The sequence below is a fragment of the Mesoterricola sp. JemC181 genome (genome assembly GCF_055384585.1).
In genome coordinates this window covers 4,111,200-4,135,377 of the sequence record NZ_AP045076.1, presented here as the reverse complement: position 1 = coordinate 4,135,377, position 24,178 = coordinate 4,111,200, and the positions used below count along the sequence as shown (strand labels likewise).

The window sequence follows — 24,178 nt, the reverse complement described above, 5'->3', positions numbered from 1 at the left end:
CCCGGATCATCGCCTGCCTCCTAGACGGGGTACGCGACCTGGGTGAGCCGCTCGGAGATCTTCCAGAGCCGGCCCTGGACCTCTTCGTCCACGGCGCGCGCGCTGGGCCTGACCCGCACGGGCGCGCCGACCATCTCGGCATATTCGGCGGGGCCGTAGTAGGCCGCCCCCGCCGCTTCCGGGTCCACGGCGGCCCGGAGCAGGGGCAGGGCCCCCTGGGCGGCGTCCTGGCTCAGGAAGGCGCCGAACGTGGTCATGAAAAAGCGCATGAAGGGGTTGCGCGTGGCGTGCCGCTGGAGTTCCGTGCGGGACCAGCCGGGGTGGGCCGCCACCGCCAGGGTGGAACTCCCGGCCCGGGCCAGGCGCCGCTGGAGTTCGAAGGTGAACATCAGGTTGGCGATCTTGGACTGGGCGTAGGCGGCCCAGGCCTTGTAGCCCCGGGCGAACTGCAGGTCCTCGAAGCGGATCCGCCCGAACTTGTGGGCGCCGCTGCTCATGGTCACCACCCGGGAGCCCGGGGTCGCCCGGAGCAGGGGCAGCAGGTGGCCGGTGAGGGCGAAGTGGCCCAGGTGGTTCGTGCCGAACTGCAGCTCGAAGCCTTCGGAGGTGCGGCTGAAGGGGGGGATCATCACGCCGGCGTTGTTGATGAGGAGGTCCAGCCTGCCGTGGCGCTTGAGCACGGTGCGGGCGGCCTCGCCCACCGAGTCCAGGGAGCTCAGGTCCAGTTCCACGCGCTCCAGGGAGGCCCCGGGGTGGGCGGCGAGGATGGACTGCTCGGCGCCCAGGGCCCGCTCCAGCCGGCGGCAGGCGAGGATCACGTGGGCGCCGCGGCCCGCCAGGGCCTTGGCGGCCTCCAGGCCGGTGCCGGAATTGGCGCCGGTCACCAGGGCCACCCGGCCGGTCTGGTCGGGGATGTCCGCTACGCCCCAGGCCTGGGGAATTCCCTTGGAAGTCATGGTTTGTCCTTTCTTGACGATTTGACGAAAATTGTCATCACGACCAAGGTTGACATTTCTCCAAAAAATGTCAACCCTGGGATATGGGCAAAGAAAGGGACCAGCAGATCATCGAGGCCGCGACCTCCGTCTTCGTGCGCTACGGCTTCCGCCGCACCACCATGGGCGACATCGCCGAGGCCGCCGGCATCTCCCGGCCCGCGCTCTACCTGCGGTTCTGCAACAAGGAGAAGGTCTTCGAGAGCTCCATGGCCGAATTCATGGCCCGGACCCTGGCGGAGATCGAGCGGGGCCTCCCTGAGCGCCCGACCCCCCTGGAGCAGCTGCGCTTCGCCTTCGAGTGCTGGATCGTGCAGCCCTTCCGGATGATGCAGGGTTCGCCCGACGCCCGGGACCTGGCCAGCTGCGGCCTGGCCTTCGCCGAGGACGTGAAGGCCAAGGGCTTCGCAGCCTTCGAGGCCCTGCTGGTCCCCATCCTCCGGCGGGTCTCCGCCCTCGAGGCCCGGGACGACGCGGCGCTGGCGGGCATCGCCCGCGTGCTGGCGGCCTCCGCCAGGGGCTTCAAGGCCGAGGCGCGGGACGTGGACGAGCTGAGGGGCATGCTCGACACCCTGCTGACTCTCACGATCCAGTAGTCAGAGGGGGCCTTCCTTTCAGCAGACGCTCCGGAACACCCTTTTCACTTGCGCGGCCGTATGGGGCCGGCGGGGGCGCCAGGTCGTGCTCCGACGGTCCACGATCAATCGCTTGATGCAGCCGAGGCCTTGGTTCGAAGCCGAGCCCAGACGCGCCGGTTCACACCGCCCAAAAGAACCAGCCGGGGATGAAAAAGGGATTTCCTCACCCGCCATTCGTCTCCTCCATTTCGCCTCGACAGCGGGTGCTGGGGTGGAGACCGCCTACAAATCTGGGCCCTGGGACTTCAACTGCAGAATCCGGGCTCAGTGCACCATGGGGCGGTGCTTGCCGTCGCTCCTGAAGTGCCGCATGAGCAGCACCAGGGGCAGGGCCACGGCCAGCGACGCCGCCAGGAACGCGAAGATGTCGATGAAGCTGAGGAGGTAGGACTGGCGGTTCACCTCCGCGCCCACCAGGCCCGCGGCCAGTCCCGGCATGGAGGCGGGGTCGAGGCCGGCCTTGGGGAAGAAGCCCCGCACCAGCGCCACGCCGCGCTGCTGCAGACCCGGGTTGAACATCGTGACGTGCTCGGCGAGGCGCGCATGGTGGAACTGGGCCCGCTGGGCCAGCACCGTGGTGCACAGGGCGATGCCGACGCTGCCGCCCTCGTTGCGCATGAGGTTGAACATGCCCGTGGCCGTGCCCACCAGCTGCGGCGGGATGCGCCGGATGGACTCGCTGCCGATGGGCACCAGGACGAGGCCCATGCCGAAGCCGAACATGCACATGGCCAGGGCCAGGAAGGCCACGTCCGTGGAGAGGCTGATGCGGGTGAGGAGCCACACCCCCGCGCTCATGCTCACGAACCCGGCGCCCACGAGGATCCGCACGTGCACCTTGCCCACGAGGAAGCCCGCCAGGGCCATGGCGAGCATGGAGCACGCGCCCGCCGGGGCCAGCACGATGCCCGCCCAGGTGGGCGTGAAGTGCAGGAAGGTCTGCACGAAGATGGGCACGCAGATGAACGTGCCGTACATGCCCATGCCCGCCACGAAGATGAGGGCCATGCCGCCGGAGAACTCCGGCAGACGGAAGATCCGCAGGTCCACCAGGGGGTTCTCGGCCGTCAGCGAGCGCCAGATGAAGAGCGCGATGCCCAGCACCGCCAGGCCCAGGAAGACCTGGACGATCGTGCTGGCGAACCAGTCGTAGCGCTCGCCCCGGTTGAGGAAGAGCTCCAGGCACCCCAGCCCCACCGCGATGAACAGCAGGCTCCAGTAGTCCACCCGGCCCTTGGGCTTCTCCAGGTAGGAAGGGTCCTTCACGAAGGCCATGGCCGCCACGAAGGCCACGAGGCCCACCGGGATGTTGATGTAGAAGATCCACGGCCAGGACCAGTTGTCCGTGATCCAGCCCCCCAGCAGAGGGCCCAGGATGGGGCCGCAGATGGCGCCGATGCCGTAGATGGCGGCGGCGTAGCCCTGCTCCTCGGAGGGGAAGGCCTCGAAGGTGATGGCCTGGGACAAGGGCACCATGGCGCCCCCGGCCAGGCCCTGGACCACCCGCATGAAGATCAGGAAGGACAGGGACTGGGCGGCCCCCGAGCCCAGCGAGGCCAGGGTGAAGATGCCCAGGCAGGTCAGGTAGAGGCGCTTGCGCCCGAAGAAGTTGCCGAGCCAGCCCGTGATGGGCAGGATGATGGCGTTGGCCACCAGGTAGCTGGTGATGACCCAGGTCACCTCGTCGGTGCCTGCGGCGAAGGAGCCCTGGATGTTGGAGAGGGCCACGTTGGCCACGGAGGTGTCCAGCACCTCCATGAAGATGCCCAGGAGGCACGTGAAGCCCACGAGCCACTTGTAGGACCCGCCCGGGGCACTCATGGCCTGGCCGGAAGCCGGTTCGTGACGGCTTCGATGGTCCGCAGGGTGATGTCCAGGTCCCCGGGGCTCACCTCCCGGGTGACGGCCTCCATGTAGGCCCTGAGGTCCGCCTTGATCAGGGGCTGGATGCCCCGGGCCTTTCCGGTGGAGAAGACGTTCTTGGCGCGCCTGTCCTGGCTCGACTGGGTCCGCTGGATGTAGCCGGCCCGCTCCAGGGACTTCATGGCCTTGGCGGTGGCGGACTTGTCGATGGTCAGGAGAGCCGAAAGCTGTTCCTGGTTGATCCCCTCGTTGGCGAAGACGAACAGCAGGAAGATGCAGTCCACCGCGCTGATGCCCAGCTCCCGGGCGAAGCCGGCGATGTGGTCCAGCGAGTGCCGGTGGAGCACGCCGAACACCCTGCAGATCTGCTCGATTTCCATGGCAGGCCCCGGAGATGGTTGACTATGACAACCATTTTAGGGAATTGGTGGTTCGAGTCAACCATCGATTACGGCCAATCCCCGCTATCCTTAAACAGATGGCCGGAACCCGGGTCTAAACCCGATAGGCACAGTCCCGAAGACCCATTGTGGGGCAGGCCCCACCAGAGCATCATTTCACGAGGCACGGCCCTTCCTGAGGTTGTTCATGACAGACTCCCCCCTCATTCGGCTCAAGGACATCAAGAAGTACTACCAGATGGGGGACATGGAGGTTCGCGCGCTGGACGGCGTCTCCCTGGACATCCACCGCGGGGAATATGTGGCCATCATGGGCCCCTCCGGGTCCGGCAAGTCCACCATGATGAATGTCATCGGGTGTCTCGATACACCCTCGGCCGGTCATTACGAGCTTAATGGGAAGCTGGCCTCGGCCATGACCGACGATGACCTCGCCAAGATCCGCAACGAGGAGATCGGCTTCGTCTTCCAGACCTTCAACCTCCTGGCCCGCACCACCGCCCTGCAGAACGTCGAGCTGCCCCTCATCTACGGCGGCGTGAAGAGCAAGGAGCGGCACACGCAGGCCCTCCAGGCCCTGGAGGCCGTAGGCCTCGGGCCCCGCGCCGACCACATGCCCAACCAGCTCTCCGGCGGCCAGCGCCAGCGCGTGGCCATCGCGAGGGCCCTGGTGAACAATCCCTCCATCCTCCTGGCCGACGAGCCCACCGGCGCCCTCGACACCCGCACCAGCGTGGAGATCATGGCGCTGTTCGAGGAGCTCTACCAGAAGGGCAACACCATCATCCTGGTGACCCACGAGGAGGACATCGCCCGCCACGCCCACCGCATCATCAAGCTCCTGGACGGACAGGTCATCCACGACGAGCCCAACGAGCCCATCTCAAGCGCCCAGCACCTGGCGAACCTGAGGATCTGAAAGGAGAACGGGCCGCCCTGGGGCGGCCCGTTTCCTGCCTACAGGAACCGCTTGTAGTCGACGTCCATGAACTGCGCCCGCTGGAACCTCGCCTTCAATTCGAAGGGCACGGTGCAGTCGAAGATGGCCTTGCACGTGATGCCCTTGCCGCGGATGGAGGGGCTCATCTCGGGGGTCTGGGAGGGGTCCAGGGGGTGGCAGCGCACGCCGGGGATGGCGACCACGTCGGCGTCGGCCTGGAAGCGGGTGGTCATGGCCCACAGCACGTCGTTGGTGTCGAAGGGGTCCACGTCCTCGTCCACCAGGATCACGTGCTTGAGCTCGGAGAAGGCCGAGAAGGCCAGGAGCGCGGCCTGGCGCTGGCGGCCCTCGTCGAAGGGCACGGCCTTCTTCACCTGGAGGATGGCGAGGTACTTGCCGCCGCCCGAGGGGTGGGCGTAGACGTTCTGCAGGAAGCCGGGCAGGGCGCGGCCCACCATGGTGATGATGGAGGCCTCGGTGGGGATGCCCGCCAGGTTCACGTGCTCCTCGGAGGGGCCGATGGCCGTCTGCATGATGGGGTTGATCCGGTGGGTGACGGCCGTGACCTTGATGACGGGCAGGCTCGGGTGGGCGGGGCCGTTGTACCCGGGGAACTCGGGCATGGCCTTGCCGGTGTGGCTGTTCTGGTCCTCCACGACGCGAACGTCGGGCTGGAGGAAGCCCTCGATGACGATCTCGGCGTGGGCGATGGCCTTGGCGTCCACCGTGAGGCACTCCACCACCTCCACGGCCTTGCCCCGCAGCGCTCCGGCGATGCCCAGCTCGTTGAAGCCCAGGGGCGTGGAGGGGGCCTCGAAGCACGCGGCGACGTACACCGCGGGGTCCAGGCCGATGCTGATGGAGATGGGCTGGGGCTTGCCGGACTTCTCCGCCTTGATGCGGAAGGCGTCCAGGTGCCGCCCGGGGACGAACATCATGGAGATCTCGTCCCTGCCCTGGACGCAGAGGCGGTGGATGGTCACGTCCTCCTGGCCGTTCTCGGGATCCTTGCCGTAGCACAGGCCCATGGTGATGAAGGGGCCGGCGTCCTCGGGGGTGTTGGTGGGGGCGGGGACGAGGGTGCGGAGGTCGAAGCCGGGGTCGGTGGCCCTGTGGACCACCTCCTGGCACACGGCGCCGCCGGCCTTGACGACGGTGGGGGCGATGGGCTTGTCCAGGGCGCCGCAGAGGAGCGCGCCCAGCCGGTCCACGGTGGTGCCCAGGAGCAGGGCCACGCGCTTGCGGTCGGCGAGCAGGCCGATGGCGACGCGGTGGCCGGGGTAGCCCTTGATGGTGTTGAAGATCATCGCGGGCCCGAGCTTGGTGGGCCGCATGACGGTGCCGCCCGCCCCGATGTAGCGGTAGACGCCCGAGAGCTCGGCGTTGGGGTCGACCTCGACGTCGGTCTGGATGAGCTGGCCTTCGTGCTCCTGGAGCAGGTCCAGGGCGGAGCGGAGGTCGTGGACGGTGGTGACGGTTGCTGCGGGGGTCATGCCATTTCTCCTTGAAGGTGGGTGGGGAGGTCGCCGGCCCAGGCCCCGATGGCCTGGGCAAGATCCTTGAGGCTGGGGCCGGACCGGGCCGAGCCCAGCCAGTGGAGGCCCGGAGGAAGGCCGTCGAGGACGCGCGCCGCGCGCTCCCGGTGGCCGGGGCCCAGCAGATTGAAGGCCCGGGGGGTGTGCTCGGGACGCACCTGGACGGGACCGGTCAGTTCCGGAAGCCAGCGGCGAAGCTCGTCGAACACGCCGGGCCAGCGCCCCAGGGCCGGATCCGTGGGGAACGCGCCCCCGACGTAGGTGCGCAGCTGCGTGAGGCCGGGGACGCCGCGGGGGTCGTCCGCGGCCAGCGAGATCACGCCCATGAGCCCGCGCCCCTCCGGAGGATGGACCAGGAGGCCCATGCCCCGCTCCCAGCCGGGAACGGCGGGATGCCGGCTGTGCCACACCGTGAGGTCCAGGCGGTCCAGGCCCGCCAGGATCCGCGCGGCGTCCGGGGCCAGGGGCGCCAGGAGTTCGGAGGCGGTCCCGCCGGGAACGGCAAGCACCACCTGGGCGGCGTCCCGGGAGACGCCGTCGCCCCGGACCCGCCAGCCGCCCCCGGGGAGGGGCTCCAGGGCGCGGGCCGGGCAGTCGAGCTTCAGGCCGCGGAGGTTGGCGGCCAGGGCGCGGGCCAGGGCCCCCGTGCCTCCCGCGAGGTGCACGGTCTTCTCCGGGCCCAGGGCGAGCCCGCCGCGGAACAGGCCGCCCAGGGCCTCCATGCGCTTCAGCCGGGGCATGGCGTCCATGCCGATGCGCTGGGGCGGCGCCGCCAGGACCCCGGCCACCAGGGCCGGGAGGAGCTCCCGGGCGAACCCCGCGCCCACGCGGCGGGCAAAGAAGGTCTGAAGGGTGTCGTCCTCCCTTCCCCCGGGGGGGATGAAGGGCTCGGCGAAGATGCGGAGCTTCTCCGCCAGGGAGAGGCCGGGGGCATGCAGGAGTCCGGAAAGCGACGCGGGGCTCGCGTGCCTCCTTCCGTCCCGGCCCAGCCAGCGGGGCCCGCGCGGGGCCTTGGCCAGGACCTTCACGCCCAGTTCCGCCAGGAGGTCCTGGAGGGCGCTGCCTTTGGAGACCAGCAGACCCTGGGGCCCGCGCTCCAGGAAGCCCGGCTCGTCCAAGGGCCCGGGCCAGGGCAGGGTCTGCGCGAAGCCTCCCGGCGCCCCGGAGGCCTCCCACAGCTCCACGTCCCGGCCCTGGCGCTGGAGGTGCCACGCCGCGAGGAGGCCGGAGATCCCGCCCCCCAGGACGATCCAGGTGCTACCCATTGGAGGCGGCGGTGAGTTCCTCGTCCCAGCGCCTGAACCTGGGCATTTCCAGGCCGAAGACATCCAGGCACTTGCCCACGATGTGGCGGGTCATGTCCTCGATGCACGTGGGATGGTTGTAGAAGGTGAGCACGGGCGGCAGGAGGATCACGCCCATTTCCGTCACGGCCTGCATGTTGCGCAGGTGGACGGGGCTGAGCGGCGATTCCCGGGCCACCAGCACGAGCTTGCGGCGCTCCTTGATGACCACGTCGGCCGCGCGCAGGAGCAGGTTCTCGGAGTAGCCCGTGGCGATGCCGGCCACGGTCTTCATGCTGCAGGGCACCACCACCATGCCGGCGGTCTTGAACGTGCCGCTGGCCACGAGGGCGCCCACGTCCTCGATGGGGTGCATGCGCGTGGCCAGGGCGGCCACCTCCTCCATGCTGTAGGGGGTCTCGTGGGCGATGGTGCGCCGGCCGCCATTGGAGACGACCAGGTGGGTCTCCCAGTCGGGGAAGCCCTGCATGACCTTCAGCAGGTCGATGCCCAGGATCGCGCCGCTGGCGCCGCTGATGCCCACGACGAGGCGTTTCTTCTCGGAGGTTTCCATGGGGAGGCTCTTCGCAAGGGGCGTCCGCCCGGGCCCAGGGGCCCGGGGGACGCCGGTGTCCGGATTGCTACTTGATCAGGTGGATGATCTTCCACCAGGTGATCTCCACGAAGACGGTCGTGAAGAGGACGATGGCGGTCATGGGGATGCCGAACTTGACCACTTCCATGTCGGTGTACTTGCCTCCGGTCTCGCCCCCGGAACCCACCAGCACGTTCATGTGGTGGAAGGGGAGCACGAAGTGCATGCCCACCGCGGTGTAGACCAGCAGGGCGGGAACCAGCGGGTTGAGGCCCGACGCCGCCGTGAAGGCCACGATGGTGGGCGTGACGATGCCCATCACCGCCAGGACGCTGCCCAGGCACATGTGGATGAGGATGGCGAAGACCGTGACCATGAGGGCCAGCACGTAGATGTTGCTGGGTACCGTGCTGGGCAGGAGGACGCCGGCCAGCCACTTGTTCATGCCCGTCACGCCGCCCACGGTGCCGATGCCCAGGGCCGCGGTGAGGAAGAACAGGGTGCCCAGGCCGAACTTGTTCCAGTCCGGGGCCTTGAGGACGTCGCCCACGGTGGGCATGCTCAGCATGATGCCGGCGCCCAGGGCGATCCAGCCGGGGTGGATGTGGTGCAGGAAGTCCGTCGCCCAGAACAGGATGGCGATGGAGACCCAGGTGATGACGACCTTCTCGGCGCGGTTCATGGCGCCCAGGCCCTTCAGCTGCTCGCGGATCTCCTCCTTCTGGATCTTGAAGTCCTTGGGGGCCTTGAAGATCGTGACGTGCATGAAGAAGGTGAGGAGGCTGGCGATGACGCCGGGGACGCCCATGTAGAGCGCCCACTTCAGCCAGCTGGCCTCCATGCCGGCGTAGTTCATGGCCACGACGTTGATGGCGCTGTCGCCGGTGAGCAGGATCATGGAGATCGGGACCGAGCCCGCGAAGACTGACAGGCCGATGGAGGCGGCGTACTTGGGCTCGAGCTTGGTGGCCTTGATGATGATGCCCATGACGGCCATGATCATGAAGGAGCGGGGCCAGGGGTGGGGGATCATGAAGCTGAGGATCAGCCCCAGGATGTAGCCCGAGGCCACGATGCTGGTGAAGCTGTTCACGTACTTCAGGATGAAGTTGTAGGCGATGCGCTTGCCCAGGCCGGAGTTCTCCACGGCCGCGGCGATCATGTAGCCTCCGACGACGATGTAGATCAGGGGCGTCGTCCAGAGGCGGAAGACGACCGCGGGCGGAGCCGCCTTGGTGAGCACCCAGGACAGCAGGAGGAACAGGGCCGTGAAGCCCGGGTGGGCCACCCCCATGGCCCACCAGATGACGGCCAGGAGGCTGAGTGCGAGGCACTTGCGGCCTTCGGGGGTGAGGGCGGGGCCCGCGGGCATGGCGAACCACACCAGGAGGCACACGAAGATGCCGAGGAGGGCGCCGATTTCCCGTTTGTAGCGGGTGAAGAACGAGGGCGGAGCTGGCGGCGCTCCGGCCGTTGTGGGCTCATTGGCCACGATGGGACTCCTTGGATGAGTTGGGGGGAAAGGGACTTTACGGGCGGCGCCGGGAACGGTTCAAGTTGTGCATCCATGAACGGTGTCCCCGGGGAACCGGTACTTCCTTTCAAGCTGCGGCCGGCGCGGAGGGTTGTGCGCGGCGCGCTCCAATCGAGCAGCAAGGGTCCAGACCGCGATTCCGGCCCACGCGGAAGGCGCATGAGTCTTGAATCGGGGAGAGGATCTTCTTCCTCCCGGGAATCCGGGTATGTATGGCAACATGGCCGCCCGCCCGAAATGCGTCCAATACAAATTGGATGGGTGATTGATACAAAATATCTATCGACCCTCCCTTTGCCATAAGACGACCTGCGTGTCCTATGATGAAACGTTCCGGAAAGTCGAAATGAAAGGAATGGGGAATAGCAGTCCAAGCCCCTCCAACACCCGCTTCACGGCGAGATGGTGAGCCATGGAACTCAGGCAACTCAAATATTTCATCGCCACGGCGGAGGAACTCCATTTCCGCAAGGCCGCGGAGCGGGTCCATGTGGCCCAGCCGGCCCTCAGCCAGGCGATCCACCAGCTCGAGGAGGAGATCGGCACCCTCCTCTTCGAGCGCAACAACCGCAATGTGGCGCTCACGGCCGCGGGCCGGGTGTTCTACGCCCGCGCGCGGGTGATGGCGGACAACGCCTGCATGGCGGTCCACGAGGCCCGGGGCGTGGGCCGGGGCGACGCCGGCATGGTCGCCATCGGCTTCATCAGCACGGCGGCGATGAAGGTGCTGCCGGCGACCTTGAAGCACTTCAAGGAGGTGATCCCCGCCGCGCAGCTGGAACTGCGCGAGCTGGGCCCCGGCGAGCAGATGGAGGAACTGGCCCGGGGTCAGCTGGACATCGGCATCACCATCTCGGAAGTCCTCGACGAAGGCTTCGGCGTGCTCGAGATCTGCCGGGAGCCCCTCATCGCCGCCCTTCCCGACAGGCCTCCCTACGCCGCCTCGGACCACGTCGATATCAGGGACCTGGTCGACGAGACGATCATCACGCCCTCGCGCCATCCCCGGCGGGGCTACTACGAGACGGTGGCGGACGCGTACCGGAAGGCCGGCGTGAAGCCCGCGAACATCCAGTGCGTTCGCATGATCCAGACGGGCCTCATGCTCGTGGGGGCGGACCTCGGCATCGCGCTGGTCCCGGAATCCTTCAAGGCGATCCAGATCAAGGGCGTCATCTACCGGCCGCTGGCGGAGCCCCGCCCGGAGATCGCCGTGAGCGCGGTGTGGCGCAGCGACAACGTTTCGCCGCTGCTCCACAAGTTCATCACGGAGCTGGGCGAGCTCTTCCCGCGCTGAACGCGGTTGATCGTAATTGACGATCATTTGGTCAGCAAATATGTATTGGACGCTCCCGGCGCTCCGGAGAATTCTGGTCCTGCATCCATGAACAGCAGGGCTGGAATCCCAGGAGGGCCCCCGGAGATCCAGGGGGAGCATTCGCTGAAACTCGGATCACCTCATCTACCAACCGCCAGAATTGGAGAACCTTCAATGTCAGAAGCCGGTTTGAAAGACATCCAGGTCCCGTCCGGAAAGACGGGCAGCACCAAGGCCTACCACGATCTCCGCTCGTTCCTGGTCACCCTCGAGGCCGAAGGCCAGCTGGTGCGCATCAAGGACGAGGTCGACCCCGAGGAGATCGGCGCCGCCGGCCGCGCCTCGGCCAACCTGAAGAACGGCCCCGCCGTGCTCTTCGAGAAGGTCAAGGGCTACGCGAACCCCGTCGTCACCAACGTCCACGGCAGCTGGGCCAACCACGCCCTCATGATGGGCATGGACAAGGACACGCCCGTCAAGGAGCAGTTCCTCGAACTGTCCCGCCGCTGGGACATGTACCCCGTCGGCCCCAAGCGCGTGACCAACGCCCCGGTGAACGAGAACACCGTCACCGAGAACATCAACATCTTCGACATCATCTCCCTCTACCGCATCAACACCTACGACTCCGGCTGCTTCCTCTCCAAGGCCTGCATCGTCTCCGCGGACCCCGAGGATCCCACCAGCTACGGCAAGACCAACCTCGGCACCTACCGCATGCAGGTCAAGGGCAAGGACAAGCTGGGCATCCAGGCCCTGCCGTTCCATGACATCGGCATCCAGCTGAGCAAGGCCGAGGCCCTCAACAAGCCCGTGCCCATCGCCATCTGCCTGGGCTGCGACCCCATCACCACCTTCATGGCCTCCACGCCCATCCGCTACGACCAGTCCGAGTACGACTACGTCGGCGCCCTGAACAACGGCGTGCCCATGGAGATCACCAAGTCCGCCACCCTGGGCCTCGAGATCCCCGCCGGCTGCGAGATCTGCATCGAGGGCTACATCGAGCCCCGCGTGCGCGAGTGCGAAGGCCCCTTCGGCGAGTTCCCCGGCTCCTACTCCGGCGCGCGCCTCCAGGCCGTGGTCAAGATCACCGCCATCTCCTACCGCGCGAACCCGGTCTTCGAGAACCTCTACCTGGGCATCCCCTGGTCGGAGATCGACTACCTCATGGCGCTGAACACGTCGGTGCCCCTCTACAAGATGCTCAAGGACACCTTCCCCGAAGTGCAGGCCGTGAACGCCATGTACACCCACGGCATCGGCGTCATCGTCTCCACCAAGGTCCGCTTCGGCGGGTTCGGCAAGGCCGTCGCGATGCGCCTGCTCACCACCCCGCACGGGATGGCCTACAACAAGATCATCATCGTCGTGGACGAGTACGTCGATCCGTTCAACCTCGAGCAGGTCATGTGGGCCATGACGACCCGCGTCGATCCCGACAAGGACGTCAGCATCATCAAGAACTGCCCCGGCATGCCCCTCGATCCGTCGTCCAACCCCCCGGGCATGCACAACAAGCTCATCATCGACGCCACCACCCCCAAGGCCCCCGAGATCGTCTCCCGCGAGACCGAGCTCCTGACGCCCCCCGCCGGCACCGCGAAGTGGGAGGAGATCATCTCCCAGCTCGTGAAGGCCGCCCGCAAGTAACCCATTCCGAACCGTGAACCGAAAGGATCCACCATGATCTGCCCGCGCTGCGACACCGACAAGGTCGAACTCCTGACGAAATCCCCCGTGGGGAACGCCTGGGAGATGTACATCTGCAACACCTGCACCTACTCCTGGCGCTCCACCGAGACGCCTGACAAGACCGATCCCAAGCGCTACAACGCCAAGTTCAAGATCAAGCCCGAGAGCATCCCCAACATGCTCGTGATCCCCCCCGTTCCGCCCCTCAAGGCCTAGGAACGTACGACCCGGCAGGGCAGGGGGGCTTCCGGCCCCCCTGCCCCCGCCACCAGCAATAAAGGCCCAAGCCCATGACACTGTCGCGCATCGAGGATGCCATCGCGGACATCCGGAACGGAAGGATGGTCATCCTCGTGGATGACGAGGACCGCGAGAACGAGGGCGACCTCACCCTCGCCGCCGAGCACGTCACGCCCGAGGCCATCAATTTCATGGCCACGCACGGCAGGGGCCTGGTCTGCCTGAGCCTCACCCGGGAGAAGGCCGCCTCGCTGGGCCTCGCTCCCATGGTCTCCGACAACTCCTCGCCCTTCCAGACGGCCTTCACCGTCTCCATCGAGGCCCGGGAAGGGGTCACGACCGGCATTTCCGCCTTCGACCGCGCCACGACCATACGCGCGGCCGTCGACGCCCATGCGGTCCCCGAGGACCTCGTCCATCCGGGCCATGTGTTTCCCCTCATCGCCAAGGACGGAGGCGTGCTGGTGCGGACGGGCCAGACGGAGGGATCCGTCGATCTGGCGCGCCTGGCCGGCCTGGCCCCGGCCGGGGTGATCTGCGAAATCATGAACGAGGACGGCACCATGGCCCGCATGCCGGACCTGGAGGTCTTCGCCGCCGTCCACGGCCTGCGGATCATTTCCGTGCAGGACCTCATCGCCTTCCGCCTGCGCAACGAGCGGAGCATCACCCGCCTCGGGGAGACCTCCATGCCCCTGCGCGTCGGCGGGGACTTCCGGGCCATCGCCTACCTGGACGGGGTCAGCGGAAAGACCCACATCGCCCTGGTGAAGGGGGAGATCGATCCCTCGGTGCCCGTCCTGGTGCGGGTCCACTCCGAATGCCTGACGGGGGACGCCTTCGGTTCCATGCGCTGCGACTGCGGCGAACAGCTCCAGGCCGCGCTGCGGCTCATCGAGGAGGAAGGCTCGGGAATCGTCCTCTACATGCGCCAGGAGGGCCGTGGCATCGGCCTGGGCAGCAAGATCAAGGCCTACGAGCTCCAGGACAAGGGCATGGACACCGTGGAGGCCAACGAGAAGCTCGGCTTCAAGGCCGACCTCCGCGACTACGGGGTCGGCGCCCAGATCCTCCGGGACCTCGGCGTGGTCGAGATGAAGCTCATGACGAACAACCCCAAGAAGATCATCGGCCTGGAGGGGTACGGGCTGCGCATGGTGGAGCGCGTCTCCATCGAAGTGGCGTCGAGGACGAGCAATGTCCGGTACCTCCTCACCAAGAAGCGGAAGATGGGGCACCTTCTGAGCATGGTGTAGCCCCGCCCCCCAACGAGACAACCGAGAGGAAACCCCATGAACAAGCGAATCGCAACCTGCCTGGCGGGAGCCTGCGCCTTCCCCGCCCTGGTCTTCGCCCAGGCCGGCCCCGTACAGATCTACGGCACCCTGCTGCCCTTCCTGGACAACGTGCAGACCTCCGGCGCCACCGCCCCGGGACTGTCCCCGGCCACCGGCGGCGCGAGCCTCGTGCCGGCCTCGGCCTACACCGGCATCAACCTGCCCTCCCGCAACCGCATCACCTCGGGCACCTCGAACCTGGGCTTCCGGGGCTCCCTGCCCGTCAGCGGCGATCTCAAGGTGATCTTCCAGATCGAGAGCGCCGTGAGCCCCGACGGCGACGCCCCCAACACCCTGGCCGGGCGCAACAGCCGCCTGGGCCTGGAGGGCGCGTGGGGCACGGTCTTCTACGGCAACTGGGACACCCCCTACAAGTTCCCCCTCCTGGCCGTGGGCCCCCTGCGCGGCCTGAGCCCCTTCGACAACGCCCTGACCACCAGCCCCGGCTTCAACGTCCCCGGCACCACCACCCAGACCGGCCGCATCAACGGCAAGGCCGACGCCGCCTTCAACCGCCGGCAGGGCAACAGCGTGCAGTACTGGAGCCCCGACATGAGCGGGCTCAGCTTCCGCCTCGCCTACTCCGTCAACGAGGGCCGGACCGTGGCCTCCCCCACCGCGCCCTCCATCAGCCCGGACATCCTGTCGGGCCTGGTGTCCTACCGCAGCGGCCCGCTGGTGGTGAGCCTGGGCTACGAGCGCCACAACGACTACTTCGGCCTCTCCCAGTTGGGCGGCGCCGCCGGCGCGACCCTGACCAACGCCTCCTCCCACGACGAGGGGCAGGAGCTCGTGGCGTCCTGGACCTTCTCCACGGGCACCAAGATCTCGGGCATCGTCGAAAACCTCACCTACGACACGAACGACACCGTGGTCGGCAACGTCAACCAGTACAAGCGCACCGCCTGGTACGCGCTGGTCCAGCAGCGCTTCGGGCCCCACCAGCTCTTCGCGTCCTTCGGCCAGGCCTCGGCCGGCAGCTGCACCAAGGTCGGCGGCGCCTCCGCCTCCACCGACGGCCTCGCCGGGCGGCAGTTCTCGCTGGGCTATACCTATTCGCTCAGCAGGGCGGCGGACCTCTTCGTTTCCTACTACGGCATGAACAACGACCGCTCCGCCTCCTACGCGGTGTTCCCCTCCCCGGGCACCGTCGCCCCCGGCGCCAGCACCAAGGGCTTCGGCATGGGCCTGCTCTACGCGTTCTGATGGACGCGGGCGCCCTGGCCCCCCGCGAGGCGGCGCTCCTCTGGAGCGCCGCCACCGGGGGGCCCTGGCCCGATCCCTCGGGGCTTGAAGGGGACGCCAGGTTCATGGCCATGGCCCTGGCCGCGGCCCAGGAGGGCGTGGGGCTGGCCAGCCCCAATCCGCCCGTGGGGTGCGTCATCGTCAGCGGGGGCCGGGTCATCGGAACCGGAACCCACCTCCGGGCCGGAGGCCCCCACGCCGAGGTCGCGGCCCTGGCCGACGCAGAGGCCCGGGGGGAGACCGCCCAGGGGGCCACGGCCTACGTGACCCTCGAGCCCTGCTGCCACCAGGGCAGGACGCCGCCCTGCACCGCGGCCCTGCTGAAGGCGGGGCTCGCGCGGGTGGTGGTGGGCGTCAGGGACCCCAATCCCCGCGTGGACGGCGGCGGCATCGCCCTCCTGAGGCACCGGGGCGTCCAGGTCACCGTGGGCGTCCTGGGACCGTCCTGCGCGGCGTTCCACGCACCCTTCTTCAAGCTCATCGGCACCGGGCTGCCCTGGGTGTCCTTCATCCTCGATCCCGGGGACCGCCCGCCTCCCGTGAAGCACATCGGCCAGGCCGTGCGCCGCTGCGCGGAGGCCGTGGTCATCGGACGCAGGACGGCCGAAGTGCGGGACCCGAGCCTCCGGGACGGCTGGCCCGTCCCCGCCCCTCCGCACCGCCTCCTGAGGCGCGTGGTGCTCGACGCCGGCGCCAGCCTCGACCCCTTCCGCCGGGTATGGCGGCCCCTGGACCACCAGCCCGTCCTGCGCGCCACCCTGGACGCCGCCCTCCCCCTGCAGGGCGTGGAGGACCTCCGCCCCGGTCCCGGGCCCAACGGCCTCAGCCTGGACGGCCTCCTGCGGAACCTGGCCGCCCGTGGCGCCGGCAGGGTCCTCTTCGAGGGGGGCGGGGACCTGGCCCGCAGCCTCCTGGCCCTGGACCTGGTGGACGAGTTCCACCGGTTCCGCCGGGAAGGCCCGGCCTTGCCGCTGTTCAAGGACCCGGTGCTGCGCTGGGCGGGCCGGACCCGGCTCAGGGTGGCGATCCCCGGCGGCACCTGGGAGGTCCTGAACCGGCCCTAAGAGGGTGTCTGCAAAATAACTTGACTTTCCCCGAAACCATGCGAAACCTATGTAGGCCTGGAGGTGCGCATGACCAAAGGGGAAAGCAAGGACAAGGGAGGACGTCCACCATCGTTCACCGAAGAGGACCTCGAAAGACTTCGGGCGCTCATCATGGCGGATCCACGCCTTACCCTCAGGGCCTTGGCAGCCCACATGGAGCAGTTGAACGGGAAGCAGTATTCGCCCATGGCAGTTTCCCGCGGCTTGGCCCGGCTGGGCTTTTCAAAGGTCGCGGCAAAGAAAATGATTGTGGCTCCCGCGCCATCACCTGAGGCCTCGGAAACGCGTTACCGTCCCGTGCATCGTCGCGAGCCCTCGCCTGGCTTATATCCGTCGAGCCTGACGGATTATGAATGGGAAGCGCTCGAGCCCCTCGTCGAGCGGCAGGGCGGTCGTGGGCGCCCTTCGGACCATGACCGGCGAATGATGTGGGACGCCGTTTTCTATCTTGTGAGGAGTGGTGCTCCCTGGCGCATGCTGCCTGCCGACTACCCTTCCTACAAGGCTGTATACGCATTCTTCGCGCGCGCACGTGATTCCGGACTGCTGGGCCGCGTCTACGACCGTCTGCACCATCTCTGGAGAGAAAGGGCCCAACGGGATCCACTGGCCAGCGCAGGGGCCATAGATAGTCAATCGGTCAAGACGACCGAAAAGGGGGGCCCCGGGGTTTCGACGCGGGCAAGAAAGTCAAGGGGCGCAAAAGGTTCGTAGTGGTGGATACGCTGGGCTTGCCCGTGGCAATCCAGATTCAGCCTGCCTCTGTCCAGGAGCGTGACGGAAGCCTACCTGTCATTGCGGAAGCCAAGCGCCGAGATGCACGCCTGGCCTTGATCTGGGGCGACAGCGGATTCGCATACGACCGAGTTGACAAGGCATGCAGGGAGGCCGGGATCGCGCTTGAGATCACCAGACGTCCCGGGGAAGGCATCCAATGGGTGTGGGCCTCGGAAGGGGAAGAGCCCGTGGTGAACGTTCCAGCCTTCCAGGCCCTGCACCATCGGTGGGTCGTGGAAAGGACCTTCGCATGGCTTGGCCGGTATCGAAGGCTGTCCAAGGAGTTCGAGGCAACAGTGGCCAGCAGCTTGGCCTGGATTGAGGTTGCCCTCATTCGTTTGCTTGTTCAGCGGTTTGGAGATGTGGCCGCGTGAATTTGCAGACACCCTCTAAGGCAGCACGCCCAGCACCAGCCTTGAGGGATGCTTCTCCCCGACCAGGATCTGCTGCTCCGCCTTCCGGAAATCCTCCGGCTTGGCGTGGTAGATGTCGGTGAAGACCTGGGGGTTGCGGTCCATGAGGGGGAACCAGGAACTCTGCACCTGGACCATCAGGCGGTGGCCCTTGAGGAACGTGTGGCACACGTCGTTGAGGGCGAAGGCCACCCGGGTGGGCCGGCCGGGGACGAAGGGCTCGGGGCGCTCGAAGCTGTTCCTGAACTTCCCGCGCATGACCTCGCCCCGCACCAGCTGTTCGCATCCGTCGGGGCGCACGTCGATGACCTTGACCACCCAGTCGGCGTCGGTGCCGGTGGTGGTGACCCAGAGGTCGGCCCGGACGGGGCCGGCCACCGGAAGGTCGCCTTCCAGGAGGGCCGTGCTGAAGGTGGCCACGTCGGGCCGGCCGTCCACGAAGCGCTGGTCGGCGGTCATGTACTCCTTGGGCATGCCGATGTCCACCCCGTCCCAGAAGGGGACGGGGTGGGCGGGGTCGCTGACGTAGGACGCGGCGCCCTCCGGGCCGGGGCCCTTGAAACCCAGGCGGGCCCCGGCCTGGAACCAGAGGCTCACGGGCCTGGCTTCCTGGGGCGGCCAGCTCGAGAACCGGCGCCAGGCGTTGGACCCGGTCTGGAAGACGTAGGCCCCGGGAAGGTGGGGGTCGGGCGCGTCCTTGAGGTGGTGCATGAAGAACGGGAATTCGATGCGGGCCTGGTAGAACGTGGAGGTGGCCGAACCGAACTCCACGCCGCCCAGGCGCTCCCCGGAGCTCCGGCCCCAGCCCCCGTGGAACCAGGGGCCCATGACCAGCCGGTGGTCGGTGGCGGGGCTCTGGCGGTCCAGGGTCTTGTGCACCTGAAGGGTGCCGAAGAGGTTCTCCGCGTCGAACCAGCCCCCCACGGTGAGGACGGCGGGGCGGACGTCCTTGAGGTGGGGCCGCAGGTCGCGGGCCTTCCAGAAGGCGTCGTAGGTGCCGTGGGCCATCACGTCGTTCCAGAAGGGGATGCCCCCCTTGAGGTAAAGCTCGTTGGCCCCCGTGAGGGGTCCCATGGCCAGGAAGAAGGCGTAGCCGTCCCGGGTGCCGTGCCGGAAGGGCGTGGGCCATTTCTCCGTGGGATGCGGACGGGGGCGGCCGAAATCGGCGATGAAGTTGAAGAGGTGGGGCAGCCAGAGCGCCCCGTTCCGGTGGAAGTCGTCCCCCGCGAACCAGTCGGCGATGGGGGCCTGGGGCGAGACGGCCTTCATGGCGGGGTGCGCCCCCGCCAGGGCCGCGGCGGCGTAGAAGGCCGGGTAGCTGATGCCCCACTGGCCCACCCTGCCGCTGGAGGGCACGTTCTTCAGCAGCCAGTCCACGGTGTCGCGGGTGTCGGTGGCCTCGTCCACCCCCGCGCCGTCCAGCACCGGGGTCAGGTCCACGAAGGTCCCTTCGCTGCGCATGCGCCCGCGCACGTCCTGGTAGACGAAGATGAAGCCCTCGCGGGCGAAGAGCTCCGAGGGCCCCAGGGTGTCCGGGAAGGTGTCCTCGCCGTAGGGACCGGCCCCGTAAGGGGTGCGCTCCATGAGGACCGGCAGCTTCCCCTGCGCCGCGCGGGGCGTGTAGATGGCCGTGAACAGCCGCACGCCGTCCCGCATGGGCACCATGGCCTCGCGCTTGACGTAGTGGTCCCGGATCCAGGGCACGCCCTGGGCCGGGGCCTGGAGGGACGCCAGGGCCAGCAGGGGGAGCCAGGGCCTCATGCCCTGCCCGCCGTCATGGGGCGGGGGCCTTGGCCGCTTCGGTGTCCGCGGGGGTCGGCTCCTTCACCTCGAGCTTGGCCTGGGCCCAGATGCCCATGACCGCCGGCAGCGCTGGCGCCGGAGTCGCCTTGGGATCCCAGCTGCGGTCCACCTTGAGGGTGAAGGGGTTCTCCTTCGTGGCCATCCAGCCCGGGTCGTCCACGATGACGTAGACGGTGTTGGCCAGGTCCACCGGGTTGGTGTAGGAGACCTCGGGGTTGCCCGTGGGGATCAGGTTCTGGAGCATGCCTTCGCGCAGCTGGCCCCACCGGTCCACCATGGCCAGGCGGAACCAGCCTTCGTTGGAGTGGTGGAGCCGCACGTGGAGCTTCTGCTTGCCGGGGACCACGAAGGCGTAGGCCCTCCAGCCGGCCGGGAAGTAGGACGACCCGACGATCTCCTCCGCTTCGCCCCCGGCGGTCACGGGGATGAAGCCCCTGCGGGCCATGTGCTGGATCTCTCCCATGATGTCCCGGGTCTGCCAGTACGAGGTCTCCGGCCACAGCCTGACCCTGGGGGTGGCCCGGGGGATCAGGACCTGGGACGACGACGGGGGGGGCAAGGTCCTGGGGCGGTCGACGCGGACCATGCCGCGGGGGACGGTGTGCTGCACGCCGGGGTGGGATCCCCGGTGGGCTCCGCCCTCCCCGCGCTGCGCGCCGGGCGTGAAGGTCCGGGTGTCCTGGGACGCGGGCGGGGCCGGGGCCGGGGGCGGGCTGGGCATGGACCGGGGCTCCATGGTGCGCCTTTCCGTGGCTGGGCCGGATTTCTGGGCCAGGAGGGCGCTTCCGGCCAGGGCCAGGGCGAGAACGGCAAGTGCGGGGCGGGCTGCGGTTCGCATGGGTTGCTCCCTGGATGGGGAATCGGATGTCGCCATCGAGCGGTTCCGGGGTAAAAGATCCTCGGTTGGGGGCCTTGGTTTACGCCCCTTGAAGGTATCCTGGAATATATCTGCAGGGAGTCGAAGGTGTTCGGGAAAATCCAGCATATCCATTTCGTGGGCATCGGCGGCATCGGGATGTCGGGCATCGCCGAGGTGCTCGTGAACCTGGGCTACCAGGTGAGCGGTTCGGACCTCAAGGAGAGCGCGGTCACCCAGCGCCTTTCCGGCCTGGGGGTCCAGGTGGCCGTCGGGCATGATGCGAAATGCATCGAGGGCGCCCAGGTTGTGGTGATTTCCAGCGCCGTGAAGGGCGACAACCCCGAGGTGGTGGCCGCCCGGGCCGCCAAGATCCCCGTGATCCCCCGGGGCGAGATGCTCGCCGAGCTCATGCGCATGAAGTACGGCATCGCCATCGCCGGCTCCCACGGCAAGACCACCACCACCAGCATGGTGGCCCAGGTGCTCAGCCAGGGCGGCATCGACCCCACCATCGTCATCGGCGGCAAGCTGGGCGCCATCGGCAGCAACGCCAAGCTGGGCAAGGGCCCCTTCCTGGTGGCCGAGGCCGACGAGTCCGACGGCAGCTTCCTGCTCCTGTCCCCCACCATCGGCGTCATCACCAACGTGGACCGGGAGCACCTGGACCACTACAAGGATCTGGCCGAGATCATGGACGCCTTCTCCCAGTTCGGGAACAAGGTGCCCTTCTACGGCTCGGTCTTCGTGTGCATGGACGACCCCAACGTGGCCATGCTGCGGCCCCGCCTCAAGCGCCAGGTGCGCACCTACGGCACCAACCCCCAGGTGGACATCCGCGCCCTGGATATCCGCATGGAGGGCTGGCGCGCCCTCTTCCGGGTGCGGGCCTTCGGGGAGGATCTCGGGGAGTTCTCCATCGGGGTCCCCGGCCACCACATGGTCCTCAACGCCCTGGCCACCATCGGCGTGGCCCTGGAACTGGGCGTGGAGCGGGACGTCATCCGCGCCAGCCTCGCCAGCTTCACCGGCGCCGACCGGCGCTTCCAGAAGAAGGGCGAGCGCAAGGGGGTCACGGTCATCGACGACTACGGCCACCACCCCACCGAGATCGCCGCGACCCTGGCCGCCGCCCGCAAGGGCTTCCCCGACAAGCGCATCGTGGTGGCCTTCCAGCCCCACCGCTATTCCCGCACCCAGGCCCTCCTGGAGGAGTTCGGCCGGGCCTTCTTCGACGCGGACGTGGTGCTGGTCACCGACATCTACGCCGCCAGCGAGCCGCCGATCCCCGGGCTCACGGGCCGCTCGGTCGTGGACGCCATCCTGGCCCACGGCCAGCGGGACGCCAGCTACGTGCCCCGGGTGGACGACCTGGCCAAGGTCCTGGACGGGCTCACGGAAGCGGGCGACCTGGTCATCACCATGGGCGCCGGCACCATCACCACCGCCGGTCCCGCCTTCCTGGCCCTGCCCTGAAACGGCAGCGGCCCGCTTCGCAGCGGGCCGCTCGTCAGGCTTGTGAGTTGATCACTTGCCCTTGTAGTCCTTGAGCCACTTGACGTCCACATCGGCGGCCTTCTTGGCGGCCTTCTGGGTCATGAGCCACTTGCCCATCTCGTTCAGGTCGCCACCCTTCTTGGGGGCGCCGACATGGCAGGAGGCGCAGTTCTTGACGGAGTCGATGCCGGCGGCCTTGGCGGCGGCCACGAAGGGCATCTTGGCCTGGGCGGGGATCGCCAGGGCGAAGACCGCGGCGGCGAGGAAGAGGGTGGATTTGCGCATGTTGCCTCCGTTGGGAAAGCCGACCCGGGTGCGGGCGGGTGGACCGGATGAACCAGGATAGATGCAATCGAGAGGTGTGCATCCTGATATCAGGTTATCAAGATCGATGCCAATCTCCGGGGGATTCCGGAGTGGATCCTCTTAAAATAAAAATATTCATAAAAAATAGTTAATGAAAAAAAACTTCCATCATTCAAAATGGAGGTCATTCCCCTCTGCGCCCCAGCGAATCCTCAGCGCCTCTGCGTTTAATTCTTTTCTTGGTTGAGCTTGGGCGATTGGGTAATGGACTGGCGAGCAGACAGGGTCTTGAAAGAAAACGAAACGCAGAGGCGCTGAGGGTTCGCTGAGGCGCAAGGGAAAGAATTTCAAATCGGGTTGGTTCGGAGGTCCCATGCAGGGCGGACTGGTGCAGTCGCTGAAGAAGATGAAGATGCCCCACACCCTCGTGGTGGTGGAAACCTTGGTGCTGCTGGTCCTGGTGCTTTCCTGGCTGATCCCTTCCGGGGAGTTCACCCGCGTCGCCGTGAACGGGCGCATGGTGCCCGACCCCGCCACCTACCACGTGCTGGTGCCCAAGATCTACGTGAGCGCCTCCATGCTCCTCCTGGCGCCCATCCGGGGGTTCCTGGACGGGGGGCTGCTCATCGCCTTCCTGCTGGTGATCGGCGGGGCCTTCAACGTCCTCAACGACACCGGCGCGGTGGAGTTCGGCATCAAGAAGCTCACCAAGGCCATCGCGGCCCGGCCGACCCTGGAGTTCCTGCTGATCCCCGTGCTCATGGTGGTCTTCTCCCTGGCCGGGAGCATCTTCGGCATGGCGGAGGAGCTGATCCCCTTCGTCATCATCTTCATCCCCCTGGCCCGGAGCCTGGGCTACGACTCCATCGTGGGCATCTGCATCCCCTTCCTGGGCGCGGCGGCCGGGTTCGCCGCGGCCTTCTTCAACCCCTTCACCGTGGGCGTGGCCCAGAAGCTCGCGGGGCTGCCGGTGAATTCCGGCCTGGGCTACCGCGTGTTCAGCTGGTTCGTCGGCACCGCCGTGGTCACCGCCTACGTCATGCTCTACGCCCGCAGGATCAAGAAGGACCCTGCCAAGAGCCCCGTGTACGAACTGGACCTGGCCCGGGGGCCCGTGGACCGCAATCCCGAGGCCGAGGAGCCCTGGACCGTCCGCCACCTCCTGGTGCTGGGGATCTTCGCGGCCGCGCTGGTGCTCCTGGTCTACGGCATCATGGCCAGGAACTGGGACATGGACGCCATGGCCGCCATGTTCCTGGGCATGGGCATCGTCCTGGGCCTGGCCTCGGGCATGGGCGGGTCCCGCATCGCGCAGTCCTTCGTCGCCGGCGCCAGGGACATGGTGGGCGTGGTGTTCATCGTGGCCTGCGCCCGGGCCCTCCTGGTCATCGCCCAGGACGCGCGGATCCTGGACACCATGCTCTTCCACAGCAAGAACCTCATGTCCGTGCTGCCCCGGCCCGTCATCCCCCAGACCATGTTCCTCATCCAGGCCGTGATCAACTTCTTCATCCACTCCGGCACGGCCCAGGCCGCGCTGACCATGCCCATCATGGCCCCCCTGGCCGACCTGGTGGGGATCACGCGCCAGACGGCGGTTTACGCCTTCCAGCTGTGCGAGTTCGTGAACCCCATCCTGCCCACCTCGGCAGTGACCATGGGCGTCCTGGGCGCGGCCAAGATACCCTGGGAGAAGTGGGCGGGCTGGTTCCTCCCGCTCCTGGGAATCGTCATGGTGATGGGTTTCCTCCTGCTGATCCCGCCGGTCCTGTTCCACTGGGGCCCCTTCTGAAGAGCCGCC

Annotated in this window: 22 protein-coding genes; 12 read left to right on the top strand and 10 right to left on the bottom strand. The window is 67.7% G+C overall.

Annotated features, from left to right (window positions below):
- Positions 1-20: 20 nt before the first annotated feature.
- Positions 21-956 (bottom strand): oxidoreductase, encoded by a 936-nt coding sequence (locus ACZ5MC_RS18190; RefSeq protein ID WP_464516448.1) that lies wholly within the window; start codon positions 954-956, stop codon positions 21-23.
- An 83-nt stretch (positions 957-1,039) separates the two neighbouring features.
- On the opposite strand from ACZ5MC_RS18190, the gene ACZ5MC_RS18185 reads away from it, so the two are divergent.
- Entirely contained in the window at positions 1,040-1,591 is a 552-nt protein-coding gene (locus ACZ5MC_RS18185) for a TetR/AcrR family transcriptional regulator (protein ID WP_306601897.1), read from the top strand.
- Positions 1,592-1,897: 306 nt separating this feature from the next.
- Here the strand turns inward: ACZ5MC_RS18185 and ACZ5MC_RS18180 are convergent, their stop codons facing one another.
- Positions 1,898-3,454 (bottom strand): DHA2 family efflux MFS transporter permease subunit, encoded by a 1,557-nt coding sequence (locus tag ACZ5MC_RS18180; RefSeq protein ID WP_306601896.1) that lies wholly within the window; start codon positions 3,452-3,454, stop codon positions 1,898-1,900.
- A complete protein-coding gene (locus tag ACZ5MC_RS18175; RefSeq protein ID WP_464516447.1) occupies positions 3,451-3,876 on the bottom strand; it encodes a MarR family winged helix-turn-helix transcriptional regulator in 426 nt (141 codons plus the stop codon). Before ACZ5MC_RS18175 ends, ACZ5MC_RS18180 begins: the two co-directional genes overlap by 4 nt.
- Before the next feature lie 208 nt (positions 3,877-4,084).
- Here ACZ5MC_RS18175 and ACZ5MC_RS18170 point away from each other — a divergent pair, with 208 nt between their 5' ends.
- Positions 4,085-4,816 (top strand): ABC transporter ATP-binding protein, encoded by a 732-nt coding sequence (locus ACZ5MC_RS18170; RefSeq protein WP_306601894.1) that lies wholly within the window; start codon positions 4,085-4,087, stop codon positions 4,814-4,816.
- A 38-nt stretch (positions 4,817-4,854) separates the two neighbouring features.
- Here ACZ5MC_RS18170 and ACZ5MC_RS18165 read toward each other — a convergent pair whose 3' ends face one another.
- The 4 genes from ACZ5MC_RS18165 to ACZ5MC_RS18150 form a co-directional block, all read right to left on the bottom strand.
- Positions 4,855-6,330 (bottom strand): UbiD family decarboxylase, encoded by a 1,476-nt coding sequence (locus ACZ5MC_RS18165; protein ID WP_306601893.1) that lies wholly within the window; start codon positions 6,328-6,330, stop codon positions 4,855-4,857.
- On the bottom strand, positions 6,327-7,637 hold the full coding sequence (locus tag ACZ5MC_RS18160) for a protoporphyrinogen/coproporphyrinogen oxidase (protein ID WP_464516446.1): 1,311 nt from the start codon (positions 7,635-7,637) through the stop codon (positions 6,327-6,329). The genes ACZ5MC_RS18165 and ACZ5MC_RS18160 overlap by 4 nt, the downstream gene beginning before the upstream one ends.
- Positions 7,630-8,229: a UbiX family flavin prenyltransferase gene (locus ACZ5MC_RS18155; protein ID WP_306601891.1), complete on the bottom strand. Its 600-nt coding sequence runs from the start codon at positions 8,227-8,229 to the stop codon at positions 7,630-7,632. The genes ACZ5MC_RS18160 and ACZ5MC_RS18155 overlap by 8 nt, the downstream gene beginning before the upstream one ends.
- Positions 8,230-8,296: 67 nt before the next feature.
- Positions 8,297-9,742, bottom strand: a complete 1,446-nt coding sequence (locus tag ACZ5MC_RS18150) for an SLC13 family permease (RefSeq protein WP_306601890.1) — start codon at positions 9,740-9,742, stop codon at positions 8,297-8,299.
- Positions 9,743-10,196: 454 nt separating this feature from the next.
- On the opposite strand from ACZ5MC_RS18150, the gene ACZ5MC_RS18145 reads away from it, so the two are divergent.
- The 8 genes from ACZ5MC_RS18145 to ACZ5MC_RS18110 all read left to right on the top strand — a co-directional run bounded on the left by ACZ5MC_RS18145 (position 10,197) and on the right by ACZ5MC_RS18110 (position 17,876).
- Positions 10,197-11,081 (top strand): LysR substrate-binding domain-containing protein, encoded by an 885-nt coding sequence (locus tag ACZ5MC_RS18145; RefSeq protein WP_306601889.1) that lies wholly within the window; start codon positions 10,197-10,199, stop codon positions 11,079-11,081.
- A 195-nt stretch (positions 11,082-11,276) separates the two neighbouring features.
- Positions 11,277-12,755, top strand: a complete 1,479-nt coding sequence (locus tag ACZ5MC_RS18140; RefSeq protein WP_464516445.1) for a non-oxidative hydroxyarylic acid decarboxylases subunit C — start codon at positions 11,277-11,279, stop codon at positions 12,753-12,755.
- A 33-nt stretch (positions 12,756-12,788) separates the two neighbouring features.
- Positions 12,789-13,013 (top strand): non-oxidative hydroxyarylic acid decarboxylases subunit D, encoded by a 225-nt coding sequence (locus tag ACZ5MC_RS18135; protein WP_306601887.1) that lies wholly within the window; start codon positions 12,789-12,791, stop codon positions 13,011-13,013.
- A 74-nt stretch (positions 13,014-13,087) separates the two neighbouring features.
- Complete coding sequence (locus ACZ5MC_RS18130; protein ID WP_464516444.1) at positions 13,088-14,293, top strand: bifunctional 3,4-dihydroxy-2-butanone-4-phosphate synthase/GTP cyclohydrolase II; 1,206 nt, start codon at positions 13,088-13,090, stop codon at positions 14,291-14,293.
- Positions 14,294-14,329: 36 nt separating this feature from the next.
- The gene (locus ACZ5MC_RS18125) at positions 14,330-15,580 is read left to right on the top strand and encodes a porin (protein ID WP_464516443.1); all 1,251 of its coding nucleotides are present in this window, start codon (positions 14,330-14,332) and stop codon (positions 15,578-15,580) included.
- Complete coding sequence (ribD, locus tag ACZ5MC_RS18120; protein WP_464516442.1) at positions 15,580-16,683, top strand: bifunctional diaminohydroxyphosphoribosylaminopyrimidine deaminase/5-amino-6-(5-phosphoribosylamino)uracil reductase RibD; 1,104 nt, start codon at positions 15,580-15,582, stop codon at positions 16,681-16,683. The genes ACZ5MC_RS18125 and ribD overlap by 1 nt, the downstream gene beginning before the upstream one ends.
- A gap of 69 nt (positions 16,684-16,752) precedes the next feature.
- Positions 16,753-17,439: a transposase gene (locus ACZ5MC_RS18115; RefSeq protein ID WP_464516441.1), complete on the top strand. Its 687-nt coding sequence runs from the start codon at positions 16,753-16,755 to the stop codon at positions 17,437-17,439.
- On the top strand, positions 17,439-17,876 hold the full coding sequence (locus ACZ5MC_RS18110; protein WP_464516440.1) for a transposase: 438 nt from the start codon (positions 17,439-17,441) through the stop codon (positions 17,874-17,876). Before ACZ5MC_RS18115 ends, ACZ5MC_RS18110 begins: the two co-directional genes overlap by 1 nt.
- 15 nt (positions 17,877-17,891) lie before the next feature.
- Here ACZ5MC_RS18110 and ACZ5MC_RS18105 read toward each other — a convergent pair whose 3' ends face one another.
- Together ACZ5MC_RS18105 and ACZ5MC_RS18100 are read right to left on the bottom strand one after the other, a co-directional pair.
- Positions 17,892-19,676, bottom strand: a complete 1,785-nt coding sequence (locus tag ACZ5MC_RS18105; RefSeq protein WP_306601883.1) for a CocE/NonD family hydrolase — start codon at positions 19,674-19,676, stop codon at positions 17,892-17,894.
- A 13-nt stretch (positions 19,677-19,689) separates the two neighbouring features.
- On the bottom strand, positions 19,690-20,556 hold the full coding sequence (locus tag ACZ5MC_RS18100; protein WP_306601882.1) for a hypothetical protein: 867 nt from the start codon (positions 20,554-20,556) through the stop codon (positions 19,690-19,692).
- 126 nt (positions 20,557-20,682) lie between these two features.
- On the opposite strand from ACZ5MC_RS18100, the gene murC reads away from it, so the two are divergent.
- A complete protein-coding gene (gene murC / locus ACZ5MC_RS18095; RefSeq protein WP_464516439.1) occupies positions 20,683-22,050 on the top strand; it encodes a UDP-N-acetylmuramate--L-alanine ligase in 1,368 nt (455 codons plus the stop codon).
- Positions 22,051-22,101: 51 nt separating this feature from the next.
- On the opposite strand, the gene ACZ5MC_RS18090 is transcribed toward murC, so the two are convergent.
- Positions 22,102-22,356 carry a hypothetical protein gene (locus tag ACZ5MC_RS18090; protein ID WP_464516438.1) on the bottom strand — a complete coding sequence of 85 codons (255 nt, stop codon included), beginning with the start codon at positions 22,354-22,356 and terminating at the stop codon, positions 22,102-22,104.
- A 394-nt stretch (positions 22,357-22,750) separates the two neighbouring features.
- Between ACZ5MC_RS18090 and ACZ5MC_RS18085 the strand changes: the two genes are divergently transcribed.
- Positions 22,751-24,169, top strand: coding sequence for a YfcC family protein (locus tag ACZ5MC_RS18085; protein WP_306601879.1), 1,419 nt, complete (start codon positions 22,751-22,753; stop codon positions 24,167-24,169).
- Positions 24,170-24,178: the final 9 nt, after the last annotated feature.

Bases quoted from the DNA above. Each gene is read 5' to 3' on its own strand.
- ACZ5MC_RS18190 (WP_464516448.1), bottom strand. From the start codon at position 956: ATGACTTCCAAGGGAATTCCCCAGGCCTGGGGCGTAGCGGACATCCCC.
- ACZ5MC_RS18185 (WP_306601897.1), top strand. From the start codon at position 1,040: ATGGGCAAAGAAAGGGACCAGCAGATCATCGAGGCCGCGACCTCCGTC.
- ACZ5MC_RS18180 (WP_306601896.1), bottom strand. From the start codon at position 3,454: ATGAGTGCCCCGGGCGGGTCCTACAAGTGGCTCGTGGGCTTCACGTGC.
- ACZ5MC_RS18175 (WP_464516447.1), bottom strand. From the start codon at position 3,876: ATGGAAATCGAGCAGATCTGCAGGGTGTTCGGCGTGCTCCACCGGCAC.
- ACZ5MC_RS18170 (WP_306601894.1), top strand. From the start codon at position 4,085: ATGACAGACTCCCCCCTCATTCGGCTCAAGGACATCAAGAAGTACTAC.
- ACZ5MC_RS18165 (WP_306601893.1), bottom strand. From the start codon at position 6,330: ATGACCCCCGCAGCAACCGTCACCACCGTCCACGACCTCCGCTCCGCC.
- ACZ5MC_RS18160 (WP_464516446.1), bottom strand. From the start codon at position 7,637: ATGGGTAGCACCTGGATCGTCCTGGGGGGCGGGATCTCCGGCCTCCTC.
- ACZ5MC_RS18155 (WP_306601891.1), bottom strand. From the start codon at position 8,229: ATGGAAACCTCCGAGAAGAAACGCCTCGTCGTGGGCATCAGCGGCGCC.
- ACZ5MC_RS18145 (WP_306601889.1), top strand. From the start codon at position 10,197: ATGGAACTCAGGCAACTCAAATATTTCATCGCCACGGCGGAGGAACTC.
- ACZ5MC_RS18140 (WP_464516445.1), top strand. From the start codon at position 11,277: ATGTCAGAAGCCGGTTTGAAAGACATCCAGGTCCCGTCCGGAAAGACG.
- ACZ5MC_RS18135 (WP_306601887.1), top strand. From the start codon at position 12,789: ATGATCTGCCCGCGCTGCGACACCGACAAGGTCGAACTCCTGACGAAA.
- ACZ5MC_RS18130 (WP_464516444.1), top strand. From the start codon at position 13,088: ATGACACTGTCGCGCATCGAGGATGCCATCGCGGACATCCGGAACGGA.
- ACZ5MC_RS18125 (WP_464516443.1), top strand. From the start codon at position 14,330: ATGAACAAGCGAATCGCAACCTGCCTGGCGGGAGCCTGCGCCTTCCCC.
- ribD (WP_464516442.1), top strand. From the start codon at position 15,580: ATGGACGCGGGCGCCCTGGCCCCCCGCGAGGCGGCGCTCCTCTGGAGC.
- ACZ5MC_RS18115 (WP_464516441.1), top strand. From the start codon at position 16,753: ATGACCAAAGGGGAAAGCAAGGACAAGGGAGGACGTCCACCATCGTTC.
- ACZ5MC_RS18105 (WP_306601883.1), bottom strand. From the start codon at position 19,676: ATGAGGCCCTGGCTCCCCCTGCTGGCCCTGGCGTCCCTCCAGGCCCCG.
- ACZ5MC_RS18100 (WP_306601882.1), bottom strand. From the start codon at position 20,556: ATGCGAACCGCAGCCCGCCCCGCACTTGCCGTTCTCGCCCTGGCCCTG.
- ACZ5MC_RS18090 (WP_464516438.1), bottom strand. From the start codon at position 22,356: ATGCGCAAATCCACCCTCTTCCTCGCCGCCGCGGTCTTCGCCCTGGCG.
- ACZ5MC_RS18085 (WP_306601879.1), top strand. From the start codon at position 22,751: ATGCAGGGCGGACTGGTGCAGTCGCTGAAGAAGATGAAGATGCCCCAC.